Origin of the sequence: Pedobacter indicus, assembly GCF_003449035.1 — a bacterium.
Classification (GTDB): domain Bacteria; phylum Bacteroidota; class Bacteroidia; order Sphingobacteriales; family Sphingobacteriaceae; genus Albibacterium; species Albibacterium indicum.
Genome location: NZ_QRGB01000001.1, coordinates 2,418,086 through 2,433,681, shown reverse-complemented (window position 1 = coordinate 2,433,681; position 15,596 = coordinate 2,418,086). Strand labels below are relative to the sequence as shown.

The following is a 15,596-nucleotide window of genomic DNA, read 5'->3' as shown; positions in this document are numbered from 1 at the left end:
TTTTATTGGACATAATTCATATGATTTACCGGATTAACCGCCATACGTCTAAAAAGGTTTTATAATAGTGGCAGGAGGGAAGTACTTTCTTCAAAATAATTTTTATATTCACGCATGTTTTTTGAGTTGGCCGTCGTGCCTATATGAACATCTATAACCTAAACAATATGAGATCATTTTTAATAGTTTGCTTGATTTTGCTTTTTATCGTACCTCTTGCTAATGCACAGGAAGTTTCAATCATCCCCGAACCTGTCAATCTAGAACTAAAGACGGGTACGTTTACGATAGACAAAAAAACAAAAATTGTATACGAAAAGGGGAATGTTGATTTGCGGGCGATCGGAGAAAAACTATCTGACCAAATTAAAGAGCTTACTGGTTTTCAATTAGAAGTAACTGATGGTGGACAAAATGATGCACAGCAAAACATCTATTTATCGTTGAATAAGAAGTCTGACACATTGGGAAACGAGGGCTATTCCCTCGACGTGGACAAAAATGGAATCCAGGCGAAAGCAAATAAGGAAGCTGGAATATTTTATGCAGCGCAGACAATATATCAATTGATCCCAACTGATAAAGAAAAAGATGCGCAGTTATCTTCAGTAACCGTCCCCGCAGTTGAAATATCAGACTACCCGCGTTTTGGATGGAGGGGGTTGATGTTGGATGTCGGTCGCTATTTTTATTCCGTTGATTTCATAAAAGAATATATCGATAACATCGCCATGCATAAAATGAATACGTTTCATTGGCATTTGACAGAAGATCATGGTTGGAGGATTGAAATTAAGCAATATCCGAAGTTAATAGAAATAGGCGCCTGGCGTGATGGTACACAGTTTAGCAGATTCCAGGGTGATATTAATAAAAATCCACATGGTGGATTCTATACACAAGATCAGATCCGTGAGGTTGTTAAATATGCTCAGGAGCGCTATATTACAATAATTCCAGAAATTGAAATGCCGGGACATGCAACCGCGGCATTAAGTGCGTATCCCGAGTTGTCTTGTACCGGTGGACCATTTATAATCCCTGATCATTGGGGTATTCAGAAGGAAATCTTTTGCGCAGGAAATGAACAGACATTTGAGTTTCTAGAAAATGTATTGGCTGAGGTAGCAGATCTTTTCCCGTCACCGATTATTCATATAGGAGGAGACGAAGCACCTAAGGATCGGTGGAAAGCTTGTGCTAAGTGCCAAAAACGAATAAAAGATGAGAACCTGAAAGATGAGCATGAATTGCAGAGTTATTTTATTACACGAATCGAGAAATTTGTGAACAGTAAAGGCAAAAAGATCATCGGTTGGGATGAGATCTTGGAAGGAGGGTTAGCCCCGAACGCGATGGTAATGTCATGGCGCGGTGAAAAAGGAGGGATTGCTGCAGCCAAGTTGAAGCATGAGGTGATTATGGCACCAAATACCTATGCTTATTTTGATTACCATCAAGGTGAACATGATTTGGAGCCTAGAGGGTTCGGAAATTTACTAACGCTTGAGAAGGTTTATTCTTATGAACCACGTCATGAATCTTTTACGGATGAAGAAGCCGGTTATATTAAAGGGGTTCAGGGAAATGTATGGGCTGAATTCATTCATACACCTGAAAAAGTCCAATATTTCGCGTTCCCTCGTGCTGCAGCTTTAGCCGAAATTGCATGGTCGCCCTCCTCTAAAAAGGACTGGGAGAGTTTTCAAAAACGTATTGAAGATCAGTATAAGCGTTACGAACTGGCTGGCATGAACTATTCTACCAGTGCATACGATGTTTGGATCGACAGTTCAATAGATTCCATCGGCGGCATAGCAAATGTATCTTTGAGCACGCAAAGCTACCAACCTGAAATTCGTTATACGGTGGACGGGTCAGAACCCACTAACGAGTCACCAGTTTATCAGCAAGCAATTACAATCCCTTTACCTGGTACGGTGAAAGCTGCTACGTTCAGAGATGGAAAACGAATTAGTGATCGGAGTGCACGTTCGTTTTTTATCAAACCGACAACAGACTAACGGAACAAGTTGCTGGAGATTGGCAGAACCAAAGAACCGTTTAGGATAACGGTTCAGGGTTTGGCGCTGAGCCTGCTGGTCGTGATTTATCTTCCGGTAGGGGAATAAATTCCTTATCATCAGTTGGTGGCAGGATAAATCGACCCTGCTTCCAATCTTCTTTAGCTTGCTCAATGCGCTCTCGACGTGAAGAGACGAAATTCCACCAAATAAAACGTTCCCCCAAAGGTTCACCTCCTAAGAGCATCAGGGTAGTGTCTTGTTTTGCAATTATTAACGGGTCAACACCTTTTGTGAATACAAGCATTTTGCCTTCCGTATATATGGTGCCGGATATTTCAATTGAACCTCTAACTATATAAATTCCTCTCTCAGAATGTTCTTGCGGAAGGGCAAAAGGAGTGTCCTTCTGTAAAACGACGTGAAGATAAAATAGGGGAGAATTAGTCTTCACCTTACTTTCCAATCCATAAGCTTCACCTGCTATGAGGCGCATCCAGACACCTTTATCTGTAAAAACCGGCAACCGGTCAGGCGTATAATTAACAAAGGATGGGGCTACTTCTTCATCTTTCTCAGGAAGTGCCACCCAGGTCTGAATCATTTCAAGGCCACCCGCCAACGCTGAAGGTTCTTCAAACCTTTCTGAGTGTGAAATTCCCTGACCAGCGGTCATCCAGTTAACTTCACCTGGTCGGATGATTTGCTCAACACCCAGACTGTCTCGATGTGTCATTTCACCTCCAAATAAATAACTAACTGTGGAAAGTCCAATATGAGGGTGGGGGAGAACGTCCATTTCCGTTGCTTGCTGAACTGTCATATTGCCGATAGGACCAGCATGGTCCATAAAGATAAATGGCCCTACCATCCTGCGTAAGCGAAACGGCAAGATACGCTTTACTTTCATTTCCGGCGATAACGTCGCCATACGGGATTCAATAACGAGGTCTAGCATAGTTAAAATATTTTGATACGAAGGTAATTTACGTAAACTTCTTTTGTTCTTCTGTCTAAATTATTCTGTTTTCGATTTCGTGTCGACAAAGCCCTCAATAAGACTTTTCCACTGCGGAGTAGATAAGCCGAGTTTAGCTAATAGACCAACCAAGGCATTTCGAAGTTTATCGCTCAATTTATCGACTTCTAAATTAACAAGCTCATTTCGACCGTGATATTCCGCTTTAAGACGTGTTTTTTCTCTTTTAACTAAAAAGGTCGAAGTGGCGATATTTTTAAAAAAATGTGCTACCTCCGTATTGTCTTTTTCTCGGGGATTAGCTGCCGGACGTACAGTTACAGAACAGCTTTCAACTGTTGGCTCCTCTATATGTTCTGATATTTCTTCTATCTGCACCCAGTCAAAACCATCGCCTGTCGAGTTTCCCGGACCAGGGATGTCAATCCGAAGAAGATCGCCCTCGCGCATTTTCCTTATCAAATCACGACCCTCATGATCAGTTATCACAAATTTTGCGCCGGGCAGATTGGCAATACGATACCAGTCGTAAGGGTGTAATAGCCGCTTTTTCGCAATTTTATAAAATTCTCGAGCTTGTTCCTCATTCTCGAAGTTGGCTTCCGCAGTATAGTCCAATTTTTTACCCTTATGCTGTATGGGTGCGTTGCGCTCCATGATCTTATCCTCCTCAGTATATGAATAATAACAGCATTTGAGCGTATTGGTTTAAACAAATTATCGAAAGCGGGTGTTCTAATGAGAGAAATTTGTGTAAATGAGGTATCGAAAATATCCCGTAATCATTTCCATCTTATTATTAGTTTTTATTCTTGGTTCCTATTTTTTCGTACCTTCATTCAATGGTGCAATAAATGAAGCCTTCAGTGTACTAACAAGCGGAGATTAAACTAAAATCAAAAATTGGGTATCTAAATTTGGAATATGGGGGCCGCTCGTTATTGTTCTGGCAATGGTTGCTTCTATGTTTCTGTTCGTTGTACCTAACTTACTTCTACTTATCATCTCTTCCGTAAGTTATGGTCCGCTTTGGGGATCTGTCATATCTCTCATCGCAGTCTTTATCTCCTCATCAATTGCATATATGATTGGTTATTCTATTGGTCCTGTAATCTTACGAAGGCTTTTGAAGGACAAGGTACGAGTGAAGTTGACTCAGCTGGTAAGAGATTACGGTGTTGGAGCAATTATTCTGTTTAGACTTTCTCCGGTGCTTTCAAACGAAGCAATAAGTTTCATTCCCGCTTTTCTCAAAATGCGATATAAACGATTTATATTGGCCACACTCGCCGGGTCGGCACCTATTATCGGAATCCTTGCTTTTTCTGTTGGCGGTGATAATTTTAAACCAGTGTTGATCTGGCTCTCGATTCTTAGTATTGCGGTTTATCTCCTTTATCTTTATATTGATATTCGCAGGAAACGACGCCGCAAGAGCATGGCGTAAGTAAAACTGTTAAAACTGTTATTTTCTTTGATTACGTTCTTGAGCAAGATTACTTTTAGCGATTAATTCTTTGTAATTTTTTTCACTTTCGAAATAAGCTACCTGACCCTGATCACCCACTAGAACTATATATGCATCGGCTTTATCGACATCCTTCAAACTATATGGATCTACCGCTATACGTGCTTCTTTTTCGTTCGGAATACGCTCTTGACACATTTCGCAGCAGCCATAATATGTTTTCCCTCCATAGGGAACCTCCAGTTGTGGTACGCCCATATAGGCATTGTTAACCATACAAACTAAATTGTTGGGAACCTGATCTCCTACTTGAGGAGTACGACTTGCAGTGACCTCAGCATCTTCACTGCTATTTGTATCTGAATTGCACGCAATAAAAACAACCGATGTCATAATAGCAATTGCGATGTATTTAAGTTTACTTAGAATCATAGTACAAAGTTACCGAATTGTTTGGATTGTTTTTACCTTTGCTAATCTGAAAAATGTGGCAAGACTTATTCAAGTTTAACAAGACAAATCGGGCTTGGCACCTGCCGGTCGTATACGTATAAGTAACTTATTATTTCAGATCATCGTCGAGTTCCTAGTTGTAAAAAACTACACGTTGGCCGCTATATTCTTTACAACCTTAACAATTCTTCTCGCTGAGCCTAATACGAGTTTGATCAGTCAACCAGATCACCTAATTCGAGCTGGCTTTTTCGATATTTTGATTGGTAGTGTAATTGGTGCTGTTGGCGGTTGGATGTTGTTTCACGAACGAATTCATTACTTTACCAAGAAACAAATTGTATTAACGAAAGCGTTGATGAGAAAAAATGCAAAGCATTCCTAAGATTAATCCGTTAATTTATTTTCCGAGACAACCCTGATTTGGTTGATCTTTGAATGCTAAAAGTTGCTGGAAATCCTTTACAATTGAATCTATAGGCATGCAGTCTACATTTTTATTGCCAGTTTCTTCCTGGCGTTGATCAGGTGTGTTGGACATAATTGTGTATTTGTTCTCTAAGCACTGGACGGCATGCTCTTTAACGATATAAATTCGCTGCTCCGTGAATTTGTCCTGGGTTACCTCAGCGGAAACAAAGCTCCATGATGCACTTTTTAGAAAAACGAAATAAAGTATATCATCTGCTACAAAATATAAATCTGAAGCTGAATAATGATCATATTCGTGATATGTATGTTGGATGAAACGCAGTTCCTCTCTCTCAGAGAAATAAGTGATCGTGCCACCTATCGCATCATTTTCACAGCTATACTCCATAGTAATAGAATCTAATTTGCCATTTTCCAATTGACTCATCGTGGCGCCGTAAGCTTCTTTAATACCCGCGACTGAGTTTATATCAGCTGCTTCAATATTGGATGTGTCCGAAGTGGAATTACTCGTCCGACCCAAAGTGTCTTCAGAGGACTTGGTTCCCGATGGTTGCTCTCGGATACAAGAGACGGAAAGGTTTACAATCATGAAAATCAGAGAAAATACGATATTCTTTTTCATACATTACAGGGATTAAGTATCGCTGGAATAACAACTGAAAATTACATTGGTTTCGCACAGAAGGTATGAGAACCGATGAGTTGTCTGTATCGAATTTTAGTCGTTTTTTCTCGAGCAAATTATTATAGCTAAATTTGTTTTACAAAAATAAGGCGTGATGAAAACCGAAAGTTCGTGTAAAACAACTTCTTATCTGCCAATTTCCTGGGATGATATGGAAGTAATTAATGAAGCTATCCAAAGTAAGAAAACGGGGAAGATTTTCTTTTTCGGAAGTGATGGTCAACTGGAAGAAGCAAAAGGTTCAGTAGTAAAAATACTAGAGGAAAAGAACAAAGGCGTTTACGCTATTATGGATAGTGGCGGGCACGTTCGGGTGGATCGTATCATCACCATCTTTGGAAAAGTCGGTGCTGCTTACGAGGAGTACGAGGCTTTCGGAAATGCTTGCATGGATTGCCGATAATTTATTAGTTTCCCTTTGAATTACGCAAAGCACGTACAATCTTATCTGTGCGTTTTTCTGCACGTGCATTGCTTAATGAGACAACTGCCCATATTGCTGCTGGTAGCCGATTTATTTAAATTGCTAATAATCAATATAATTACTATCTTTATTCTATGGCATATCAGGCTTCGATACCCGGTTATGAAAAACTGAAACGAGCACTCCCTCGTTATGAGTTCCTATATAAGAATAAACCCTTCCTAAGGGTCGGAGGCTCGTCAATGCTCTATATGCCGACAACCATCAATTTACATCCGAACAAAGTAGTTGAGAGCCGATGGAAACTTTTACCTTTTTGGGTTGAAACAGAGCAGGAGGCTCAAGAATTTACACATACATTGAAAGCTGAAGCTGAAAGCATGTTTGAGAAAGGTTCTTACAAAAGCTATATCCAGCGCTATAGAGGCTTACTATGGGTGGATGGTTTTTTTGAGACACATCTTAATGAAGAAAATGGAGCAAAAGAAGAGTTTTGTGTTCGGAAACCAGAAAAAGGAGTTTTCTCGTTAGGGATCGTCGTAGCACCATGGTTGAACACAGAAACGAATGAAATTATTAATACTTTCTCTGTAATAACGACGAAAGCCAACACCTATATGGAGCAAATTAATAATAGTTCCAAACGTATGCCATTGATTATTCCCGAACGTTCACGGGAGGCATGGCTTCTCGAGGACAATGAAGAGAAGATTAAGGCACTCATGGTCCCATATCAGGGGACATTAGATGCGCATAGAATCGACACCTTGATCTACAACAGCTTATAATCTTATTTCGGAAACAAGGCAGAAACCTAGATGTGTTGGCAATGTCTAAACCCTAACACAGCCTCGAAAGCCCCTGGCTCCATAGTAAGATTCTGCACCATTATGATAAATAAAAACGGTGTCAAATCTTCGATCGCCAAAAATAGCACCGCCAAGGTTACGAACCCTATGGGGAGTTAACAGCCAGCTGGATGTTTTTAAATCATATTCGCCTAATTTTTGTAGAAAGCTATATTGTTCTTCCGTTAGGATCTCAATGCCCATTTCCGCTGACATATCGATAGCGCTATTTTTAGGTTTATGTGCTTTCCGAGAATCCAACGCTTCCCTGTCATAGCAAAGGCTTCTACGACCTTTAGGACTTTCAGGTGAACAGTCGAAGAAAATATAGGATCCTTTTTCATCATCGTAATCCACCACATCAGGCTCGCCTCCGGTAGCTTCCATTTTGGCTAGCACAGCTAGTTTTTCGGGATTTTCTTCCAGTTTTTCTCTAACATCCTGCCATTGAATGTCCTCGTGACGATTCTTGTTTTCCTCGAAACGAGTTTCGAGGATCTTTAAAATCTCAGTTTGCTCGGCTCCAGTTAATAAGGATTTGCTCATGATTTAAGTTTATGTTGTTCTTGCGTAAATTTACATATAAAAAAGAGAACCAAGAACATGATGAGAATTTGATTTCGGAAATCCGCTTTAACTGTAATAAAATTTATTACAGTTAAAAATAAATCTTATCTTTGTTAAACTATGAATGGTATAAGATTTACTACAAACAATAGATATTACAAATTAACATATGAAAATAGGAATAACAGGAGCTACTGGACAACTAGGTCGTTTGGTAGTAGAGAAATTAAAACAAAAAATTGACACTGGAGACTTAGTAGCGTTAGTACGTAGTCCTGAGAAGGCTGCTGATCTGGGGATTGAAGCTCGTGAATTCGATTACACTAAACCAGAGAAACTTGTAAACTCTTTGGAAGGGGTTGACAAACTCATGATGATTTCCGGCAGCGAGGTAGGGCAACGGAAAACACAACATGAAAATGTTATCAGCGCAGCGAAAAAAGCTGGTATAAAATCGATTGTTTATACCAGTTTGCTAAAAGCTGATTCTTCAACGCTAAGTCTGGCGGGTGAACATGTACAGACCGAGCAAATGTTGAAGACATCTGGAATTCCACATACGATTCTAAGAAACGGCTGGTATACAGAAAATTACCTAATGTCCATTAAGGAAGCTCTAGCGTCAGGAGCTCTCTTGGGCAGTGCTGGCGACGGAAAAATTTCATCGGCAACACGTGAAGACTTTGCCGAAGCTGCTGCTGTCGTGTTGACAAGTGACAATCAAGCTGGCGAAGTTTATGAATTGGCTGGCGATGAATCGTATACTCTGAGGGATTTGGCTGTCGAGGTGAGTCGCCAAAGTGGAAATGATTTTCCTTATAAAAACCTTCCGGAGTCTGAATATGTTGAGGTCTTAAAGTCTATCGGTGTGCCTGAAAGTTTCGCACCTGTAATAGCAGGTTGGGATGTGAGTGCGTCAAAAGGAGATTTGTTTGATGATTCCAAAACCTTATCAAGCCTGATCGGTCGCCCAACAACTCCATTGACAACAGCGGTTAAGGAAGCTTTGAAGTAACTTATTAAAATAAATAAATGGATTTAAAATTAAAAGGGAAAACGGCTCTGATAACTGGCTCTTCGTCGGGCATCGGATATGCTATTGCTCTGGGATTGGCAAAAGAAGGTGTCAAGGTATATATTAACGGTCGTTCGCAGCAAACACTAGACAAGGCTATTGAAAAAATTCAAAATGAGGTGAAAGATGCTAAAGTGGAAGGTATTATAGCGGATTTTTCAAAGGTTAAAGATGTGAATGCTCTGATAGAGAAACTTCCAGAAGTAGATATTTTAGTAAATAATGTTGGTGTCTACGGTGATCAGCCATTTGAAACAACAGATGATGAAAAATGGATGCTCGACTATGAGATTAATGTGATGAGTGGCGTACGACTTTCCCGTCACTATGCGCCAAGGATGAGAGATAATGACTGGGGAAGGATTATTTTTATCTCGAGTGAATCGGCTATTAATATACCGGATGACATGATTTTATACGGTGTTACAAAAACAGCATATCTCGCTCTAAGCCGGGGGCTCGCCAAATATCTGAAAGGAACGAACGTAACTGTGAACGCCGTTTTACCCGGACCGACCTTAGCGGATGGCACGAAAGAAATGTTCGAACAAATTGCTGCTGATCATAATGTTTCGGTTGAGGAAGCGCCTGCAGTATTCATTAGAGAAAAAAGACCTTCATCAATTATCCAGCGCTTCGCGACAACCGAAGAAGTTGCGAACATGGTTGTGTATGTAGCAAGTCCACTATCATCCGCTACGACAGGAGCCGCGCTGCGGGTTGATGGGGGTGTCGTGGATGCTAGTTTCTAATCACGAAACCACTAATACTCAGTAAAACAAAAAAAGCCAGCGAGTCAATTATTCGCTGGCTTTTTTTATTCTTTCTCTACATGTATCGCTTGAGCAGATGCTTATTTGGTAAAACCATTTCATATCCTGGAATTAAAGCTCAGGATTAAGAATATTGATCAGTGGAGATGTTCGAGTCTCAGATGTCGCTTTTCGTGTCGGGTTTCAAGACAGTCAGTACTTCTCTAAAGTTTTTAAAAAGGAAATAGGTAAAAGCCCCACCGACTTCGTAAGGTCAAATTCACTATAAAAAAATAAAAAAGCAATCGTCAACAGCAGTTTTCCTAGCTCTTATTTCTAGAACACTTAAATACTAAATAAATTAGTATTATATTTGAATAAAATATTTGTTCTACTTGTTATAGCTAATATAGTTAGTTGTTAAATTTTTGGGAATATGAAACAGGAGCTAATTAACAAATTAAAAAAAGACATCTTATTATGGCAAGGTTATAAACCTCAAAGTAATGAGACAGATAGGGGTATTGAACTAAGGGAGATTGAGGCCGCTTTTCCGAATGGTATTTTCCCTAAAGGAACTATTCATGAATTTATTGGAACAAGAGCTGAACACTCTGCTACAAGCGTGGGTTTTATTGCTGTTTTACTATCTATTCTATTGAACGAAGATGATGTTTGTTTATGGATAAGTACCAATAGAAAGCTTTTTCCGGTTTCTTTACGGATGTTCAATGTCAATCCTGAGCAAATTATTTTCGTTGATGTCGCAACAGAAAAAGAGTGTTTATGGGTTATCGAGGAAGCTCTAAAATGTGAGGGTTTAAGTGCTGTTATAGCTGAAGTGAATAGTTTAAATTTTATCGAGTCTCGTAGATTGCAATTGGCAGTTGAAAAAACCGGAGTCACTGGTTTTATAATACGAAAAGATAATCGTAAAGAAATAGCAGCGGTTACGGCTGCTCGTTGGAAGATTACCCCTGTTCCGAGTGAAACAAATGCAGGACTACCAGGAATTGGTTTCCCGCGTTGGAATGTAGAATTGATAAAAGTTCGTAATGGAAGTCCCCGAAGTTGGGTTTTTGAATGGTCGGGAGATAAGCTAATTAATATACCTTTCATTCAGCAAGAAAAAAGAAGATGGTTTGATTTTCAGAAAAAGCAATCAGGATAAAAATGCAAAAGCGTTATGCTTACATATGGTTCCAATTTTTATTATCAGACTGGCTTGTTATTCGAAGACCAGAGTTTAAAGATATTCCTTTCGTTTTTACAGTGTCTGATCATGGTCGTATGGTCATTACGGTTACCAACTATTTGGCTCAACAACACGGTATTAAAGTCGGCATGCGGCTAGCAGACGCTAAAGCTATCTGTCCGCAGCTGGAAATGATTGATGGTGAAGCTGACCGTCCATTAAAACTATTAACCGGATTAGGAAGATGGTGTATTCGATATTCTCCAATTATCATGTTAGATAATTTTTCTGTAGAGGGTGTTTTTCTGGATATTAGTGGTTGCACGCATCTTTGGGGTGGGGAAGCCAACTTTTCAAAAGAAGTGGTTAGTCGGTTAAAATCCAATGGATATGAAGTGAGGGTAGCAATAGCTGATACCCCTGGGGCTGCTTGGGCGATTTCTCGTTTTGGAAGTAAAGACTTGGTGATTCCAGTTGGGGAACATATTGAAGCATTATTACCCCTACCACCCGAAGCGCTCCGTTTGTCCGAGACTATCGTATCTAAATTAAAAAAGCTTGGTTTTTATCAGATTAAAAACTTGGTTAATATGCCACGGTCAGTCCTCCGTAGACGTTTTGGAGAGGAGTTTTTAAGCCGATTAGGACAAGCTCTCGGTACATGCCCTGAAACATTTAAGCTTATTGACGAACCTAGTCTGTTTCAGGAAAGACTATCTTGTTTAGAACCAATTAAGACTCGTCATGGAATAGAGATCGCTTTAGAGAAGTTGCTTGTTAAGCTTTGTATGAATCTACAAAAAGAAGGAAAAGGGCTGCGGACCGGGCTTTTAACTTGTCACCGGGTTGACAGTAAACTTGTCAAAATAAAGATTGGAACCAATGTAGCTAGCAATGATCCGAACCACTTATTTAAACTTTTTGAGCTTAAAATCGAACAGATACGTCCTGGATTAGGAATTGAACTATTTGTACTTGATGCTGTTAAGGTCAATAGTGTAATACCCGAACAGGAGGCTTTGTGGAAAGGAAATAATGGGTTGAAAGATCAAAATGTCATCCGCTTACTTGATCGCATTGCAGGAAAAGTGGGAGCTAGAACCATACAACGCTATCTGCCCGCAGAGCATTTTTGGCCTGAACGATCCTATAAGAACTCGATGACTATTTATGAAAAACCAAGTTCCGAATGGCGAACGGACCAACCCCGACCAACCGAATTACTTAAAAAGCCCGAACCGGTAGAAGTAATGTCAATCATACCTGATGCTCCACCCAAGTTTTTTATTTATAGAGATTTTCGGCATACCATCGTCAAGGCGGACGGACCAGAACGTATTGAACAGGAATGGTGGCTTGAAAATGGGCAGCATAGAGATTATTATCGCGTAGAAGACGAAGCAGGCCAACGTTATTGGTTATTCCGTTCTGGACATTATGAGAGCGAAGAAGGAATAAAATGGTTTCTTCATGGTTTTTTTGCATAAAAGGTAAACAAAGATGGATTATAGTGAATTGCAGGTTACTTCAAATTTCAGCTTTTTACGAGGAGCATCCCACCCTCATGAACTTGTGGAACAGGCAGCGGAGTATGGGTATAAAAAAATAGCGATTACGGATCGGAATTCTATGGCTGGTATTGTCAGAGCTCATTCCGCCACTAAGGAAAGAAATATCAAAATCATACCTGCTTGTCGTTTGGATTTACTGGACGGCCCCAGTTTGTTAGCCTATCCGACAGATAAAGAGGCGTATGGTAGATTGTCTGCATTGCTATCCTTGGGTAATCTACGAGCAGAAAAAGGTCAATGTCATTTATTCAAGAACGATGTATATGAACATTCAAAAGGTATAATTTTCATTGCAGTAAACCCAGGTCACCTTAACCGTTATTATTCTTTTGAAGATTCCTTTATTCAAAGTATTGCAGAATATAAAGAGGCTCTGGGTAAGCAAGTGTATATCTCTGCTACCCGTAGCTATATGGGGCATGATGATAAACTTATTTTCCGTACCCAGCAATTATGTGAACAATATGATTTGCCGATGGTGGCTACGAATGATGTCCATTACCATGATCCTGGACGTCGGGAACTGCAAGATGTGCTTACTTGCATTCGAGAAAAATGTACGATTTACGAAGCAGGTTTTCGTTTGCATCAAAATGCGGAACGCTTCCTAAAACCCATCAACGAAATATACCGTTTGTTTAGAGAACACCCTGATGCTATCCAGAATGCACTGGAAATATCTGAAGCATGTACGTTTTCGCTTAGCGAACTGCAATATGTTTATCCTGTAGAGATTAATCAATGTGGAAGGACACCACTCGAAGAACTAGAACATTTGACATGGGAAGGTGCTCACAGACATTATGGTGAGGAAATTCCAGAAAAGGTAGTCGGCATGATACATCATGAGATGAGTTTCATTAAAGAGAAAGATTATGCTAATTATTTTCTATTTGTGGAAGACGTTGTACGTGAAGCGAGAAATCGTGGAATATTATGTCAGGGGAGGGGCTCTGCTGCTAATTCAGCTGTTTGTTTTTGTTTGGGGATCACCTCAGTAAACCCCAATAAGTTTGAACTCTTGTTCGAGCGATTTATATCTTCTGAAAGAGATGAACCTCCTGATATTGATGTTGATTTTGAACATGAGCGCAGGGAGGAGATCATTCAATATATCTATGATAAATATGGTCGTGATCGGGCAGCGATTGTAGCTACTGTTACACAAGTTCATCAAAAAGGTGCCATAAGGGACGTTGGTAGAGCTATGGGATTATCGGTTGATACCATTAATCGTCTGTCCAGTTCTATATGGCGGTATAGCGATGATTGGTTTGACGATAAAATGATAAAGGAGCAAGGGCTTGACCCCAATAACCCACATCTGCAAAAGACATTAAACCTGACGACTCAGATGATTGGGTTTCCTCGCCAATTAGGTCAGCATACAGGAGGCTTTGTGGTAACGCAGGGAAAGCTGACTGACCTTTGTCCGATTTTGAACGCCCGGATGGACGGACGTACGAATATAGAATGGAATAAAGATGATATAGAAGAATTAGGTTTTCTGAAAGTCGACGTACTGGCCTTGGGTATGTTGACCTGTATCAGAAAAGCATTTGATTTATGCAGAGATCATTACAACAAAGAATGGTCTTTAGCTGACATACCTCAGGATGTACCAGAAGTTTATCAGATGATTAGCCAGGCAGACACATTGGGTGTTTTTCAAATTGAAAGTCGCGCTCAAATGTCTATGTTGCCTCGTTTAAAGCCGAAAGAATTTTATGATCTGGTGATTGAAGTAGCTATTGTTCGTCCGGGTCCCATACAAGGAGATATGGTTCATCCTTATCTACGTAGACGCAATGGAGAAGAAGAGGAAGACTATCCTATGCCTGAATTAGAACCTATATTAAAAAGAACCAAAGGTGTTCCTCTCTTTCAGGAACAGGCCATGAAAATCGCTATTGTTGCTGCCGGATTTTCAGCACATGATGCTGATGGCCTTCGCAGAAGCATGGCAACTTTTAAATCAAACGGCCAAGTAAACCGGTATAAGGAAAAACTAATTCAGGGTATGATAGCAAAAGGCTATACTCAGGAATTTGCTGAACGTATATTTAAACAACTAGAGGGTTTTGGCAGTTATGGTTTTCCCGAAAGCCACGCCGCGAGCTTTGCTTTGTTGGTATATGTGTCAAGCTGGTTGAAATGTATATACCCCGATGTTTTTGCAACAGCTCTGCTCAACAGTATGCCAATGGGCTTTTATCAACCTGCACAAATCGTTATCGATGCTCAGAAACACGGTGTAGAGGTCCGACCTCCAGATATCAATTATTCAATATGGAACAATCGTCTGGAAGAAAAAATAGGAGAGCATTATGCTATTCGTTTAGGGTTCCGACAAATCAAAGGCTTACAAAAAACAGAGTTGGATGTATTGATAGCATCTCGGGGAAAAAAATATAAGACTATTGATTCTTTAAGGAATATAGGATTAAGCATTGCTGCTTTAGAAAAGTTAGCTGATGCTGATGCATTCCGTTCGTTAGGTATGGATAGAAGGCAAGCTTTTTGGGAAATTGCAGCCTTGCAAGATATGCCAAAGGCGCTCTTTAAAGGACAACCTTCTGAAAGTGCATCAGAGGCACAAGTTGAGTTACCTTTGATGACTCCGGGTGAACACGTGCTGCACGATTATGCTTCAATTGGACTTTCTTTAAAAGCACATCCGGTGAGTTTTGTCCGCCCTCAATTAGAAATGTTGCGAGTATTATCAACACTTGCTATTAATGAAGATGTGTTAGACGGGGAGTTTGTAAAGGTTGCAGGCTTGGTTCTTGTCAGACAAAGACCGGCAACGGCTGCTGGTATATGTTTTATCACCATTGAAGATGAAACAGGATCTGCAAATCTGGTTGTTTTTGAAAAATTATTTAAAACCTATCGGAAAGAGATTTTAAATGCCAAACTATTAATGGTAGAAGGAAAAGTACAACGAGAAGGAAAAGTCGTCCATGTGATTGTGAAAAAGTGTTTTGACTTAACAAGGTTGATGAGTAAATTGATGCAAAAACAAGCTATAGCAAGCCTGAACCCGAAAATAGAGAATGAAGAAATCCCTTCGAATACATTTTACAAAGGACGAAACTTCAGGTAAAGCAACAAGCGTGA

16 protein-coding genes are annotated in these 15,596 nt (G+C 40.0%); 11 read left to right on the top strand and 5 right to left on the bottom strand.

All coding sequences use genetic code 11. The features are described from left to right. The first annotated feature begins 167 nt into the window (after positions 1–167). Complete coding sequence (locus tag D3P12_RS10780; RefSeq protein WP_245977434.1) at positions 168–2,024, top strand: beta-N-acetylhexosaminidase; 1,857 nt, start codon at positions 168–170, stop codon at positions 2,022–2,024. 40 nt (positions 2,025–2,064) lie between these two features. On the opposite strand, the gene D3P12_RS10775 is transcribed toward D3P12_RS10780, so the two are convergent. Both D3P12_RS10775 and D3P12_RS10770 read right to left on the bottom strand, forming a co-directional pair. Continuing rightward, on the bottom strand, positions 2,065–2,982 hold the full coding sequence (locus tag D3P12_RS10775; RefSeq protein WP_118195389.1) for a pirin family protein: 918 nt from the start codon (positions 2,980–2,982) through the stop codon (positions 2,065–2,067). 60 nt (positions 2,983–3,042) lie between these two features. Next, positions 3,043–3,660, bottom strand: coding sequence for a hypothetical protein (locus D3P12_RS10770; protein ID WP_118195388.1), 618 nt, complete (start codon positions 3,658–3,660; stop codon positions 3,043–3,045). Positions 3,661–3,955: 295 nt separating this feature from the next. On the opposite strand from D3P12_RS10770, the gene D3P12_RS10765 reads away from it, so the two are divergent. Beyond that, entirely contained in the window at positions 3,956–4,450 is a 495-nt protein-coding gene (locus D3P12_RS10765) for a TVP38/TMEM64 family protein (protein ID WP_118195386.1), read from the top strand. Positions 4,451–4,468: 18 nt separating this feature from the next. Here the strand turns inward: D3P12_RS10765 and D3P12_RS10760 are convergent, their stop codons facing one another. Then, the gene (locus D3P12_RS10760; protein ID WP_118195384.1) at positions 4,469–4,903 is read right to left on the bottom strand and encodes a hypothetical protein; all 435 of its coding nucleotides are present in this window, start codon (positions 4,901–4,903) and stop codon (positions 4,469–4,471) included. 175 nt (positions 4,904–5,078) lie between these two features. On the opposite strand from D3P12_RS10760, the gene D3P12_RS10755 reads away from it, so the two are divergent. Continuing rightward, the gene (locus D3P12_RS10755; protein WP_165438735.1) at positions 5,079–5,309 is read left to right on the top strand and encodes a hypothetical protein; all 231 of its coding nucleotides are present in this window, start codon (positions 5,079–5,081) and stop codon (positions 5,307–5,309) included. Between the two features lie 15 nt (positions 5,310–5,324). Here the strand turns inward: D3P12_RS10755 and D3P12_RS10750 are convergent, their stop codons facing one another. Beyond that, positions 5,325–5,981: a hypothetical protein gene (locus D3P12_RS10750; protein WP_118195380.1), complete on the bottom strand. Its 657-nt coding sequence runs from the start codon at positions 5,979–5,981 to the stop codon at positions 5,325–5,327. A 157-nt stretch (positions 5,982–6,138) separates the two neighbouring features. Between D3P12_RS10750 and D3P12_RS10745 the strand changes: the two genes are divergently transcribed. After that, positions 6,139–6,447 (top strand): hypothetical protein, encoded by a 309-nt coding sequence (locus D3P12_RS10745; protein WP_118195378.1) that lies wholly within the window; start codon positions 6,139–6,141, stop codon positions 6,445–6,447. A gap of 155 nt (positions 6,448–6,602) precedes the next feature. Next, positions 6,603–7,256, top strand: a complete 654-nt coding sequence (locus D3P12_RS10740; protein WP_118195376.1) for an SOS response-associated peptidase family protein — start codon at positions 6,603–6,605, stop codon at positions 7,254–7,256. Between the two features lie 45 nt (positions 7,257–7,301). On the opposite strand, the gene D3P12_RS10735 is transcribed toward D3P12_RS10740, so the two are convergent. Beyond that, complete coding sequence (locus D3P12_RS10735; RefSeq protein ID WP_118195375.1) at positions 7,302–7,862, bottom strand: DUF4256 domain-containing protein; 561 nt, start codon at positions 7,860–7,862, stop codon at positions 7,302–7,304. Positions 7,863–8,052: 190 nt separating this feature from the next. Between D3P12_RS10735 and D3P12_RS10730 the strand changes: the two genes are divergently transcribed. The 6 genes from D3P12_RS10730 (at position 8,053) to D3P12_RS10705 (ending at position 15,582) form a co-directional block, all read left to right on the top strand. Beyond that, positions 8,053–8,898: an SDR family oxidoreductase gene (locus D3P12_RS10730; protein ID WP_118195373.1), complete on the top strand. Its 846-nt coding sequence runs from the start codon at positions 8,053–8,055 to the stop codon at positions 8,896–8,898. A 17-nt stretch (positions 8,899–8,915) separates the two neighbouring features. Beyond that, positions 8,916–9,710 (top strand): SDR family NAD(P)-dependent oxidoreductase, encoded by a 795-nt coding sequence (locus D3P12_RS10725; RefSeq protein WP_118195371.1) that lies wholly within the window; start codon positions 8,916–8,918, stop codon positions 9,708–9,710. Between the two features lie 154 nt (positions 9,711–9,864). Then, complete coding sequence (locus tag D3P12_RS15770; RefSeq protein ID WP_205941094.1) at positions 9,865–9,999, top strand: helix-turn-helix domain-containing protein; 135 nt, start codon at positions 9,865–9,867, stop codon at positions 9,997–9,999. A 147-nt stretch (positions 10,000–10,146) separates the two neighbouring features. After that, entirely contained in the window at positions 10,147–10,881 is a 735-nt protein-coding gene (locus D3P12_RS10715) for an ImuA family protein (protein WP_118195367.1), read from the top strand. A gap of 2 nt (positions 10,882–10,883) precedes the next feature. After that, positions 10,884–12,392 (top strand): Y-family DNA polymerase, encoded by a 1,509-nt coding sequence (locus D3P12_RS10710; RefSeq protein WP_118195365.1) that lies wholly within the window; start codon positions 10,884–10,886, stop codon positions 12,390–12,392. A 13-nt stretch (positions 12,393–12,405) separates the two neighbouring features. Next, the gene (locus tag D3P12_RS10705) at positions 12,406–15,582 is read left to right on the top strand and encodes an error-prone DNA polymerase (protein ID WP_118195363.1); all 3,177 of its coding nucleotides are present in this window, start codon (positions 12,406–12,408) and stop codon (positions 15,580–15,582) included. Positions 15,583–15,596 lie beyond the last annotated feature (14 nt).

Bases quoted from the DNA above. Each gene is read 5' to 3' on its own strand.
- D3P12_RS10780 (WP_245977434.1), top strand. From the start codon at position 168: ATGAGATCATTTTTAATAGTTTGCTTGATTTTGCTTTTTATCGTACCT.
- D3P12_RS10775 (WP_118195389.1), bottom strand. From the start codon at position 2,982: ATGCTAGACCTCGTTATTGAATCCCGTATGGCGACGTTATCGCCGGAA.
- D3P12_RS10770 (WP_118195388.1), bottom strand. From the start codon at position 3,660: ATGGAGCGCAACGCACCCATACAGCATAAGGGTAAAAAATTGGACTAT.
- D3P12_RS10765 (WP_118195386.1), top strand. From the start codon at position 3,956: ATGGTTGCTTCTATGTTTCTGTTCGTTGTACCTAACTTACTTCTACTT.
- D3P12_RS10760 (WP_118195384.1), bottom strand. From the start codon at position 4,903: ATGATTCTAAGTAAACTTAAATACATCGCAATTGCTATTATGACATCG.
- D3P12_RS10750 (WP_118195380.1), bottom strand. From the start codon at position 5,981: ATGAAAAAGAATATCGTATTTTCTCTGATTTTCATGATTGTAAACCTT.
- D3P12_RS10745 (WP_118195378.1), top strand. From the start codon at position 6,139: ATGAAAACCGAAAGTTCGTGTAAAACAACTTCTTATCTGCCAATTTCC.
- D3P12_RS10740 (WP_118195376.1), top strand. From the start codon at position 6,603: ATGGCATATCAGGCTTCGATACCCGGTTATGAAAAACTGAAACGAGCA.
- D3P12_RS10735 (WP_118195375.1), bottom strand. From the start codon at position 7,862: ATGAGCAAATCCTTATTAACTGGAGCCGAGCAAACTGAGATTTTAAAG.
- D3P12_RS10730 (WP_118195373.1), top strand. From the start codon at position 8,053: ATGAAAATAGGAATAACAGGAGCTACTGGACAACTAGGTCGTTTGGTA.
- D3P12_RS10725 (WP_118195371.1), top strand. From the start codon at position 8,916: ATGGATTTAAAATTAAAAGGGAAAACGGCTCTGATAACTGGCTCTTCG.
- D3P12_RS10715 (WP_118195367.1), top strand. From the start codon at position 10,147: ATGAAACAGGAGCTAATTAACAAATTAAAAAAAGACATCTTATTATGG.
- D3P12_RS10710 (WP_118195365.1), top strand. From the start codon at position 10,884: ATGCAAAAGCGTTATGCTTACATATGGTTCCAATTTTTATTATCAGAC.
- D3P12_RS10705 (WP_118195363.1), top strand. From the start codon at position 12,406: ATGGATTATAGTGAATTGCAGGTTACTTCAAATTTCAGCTTTTTACGA.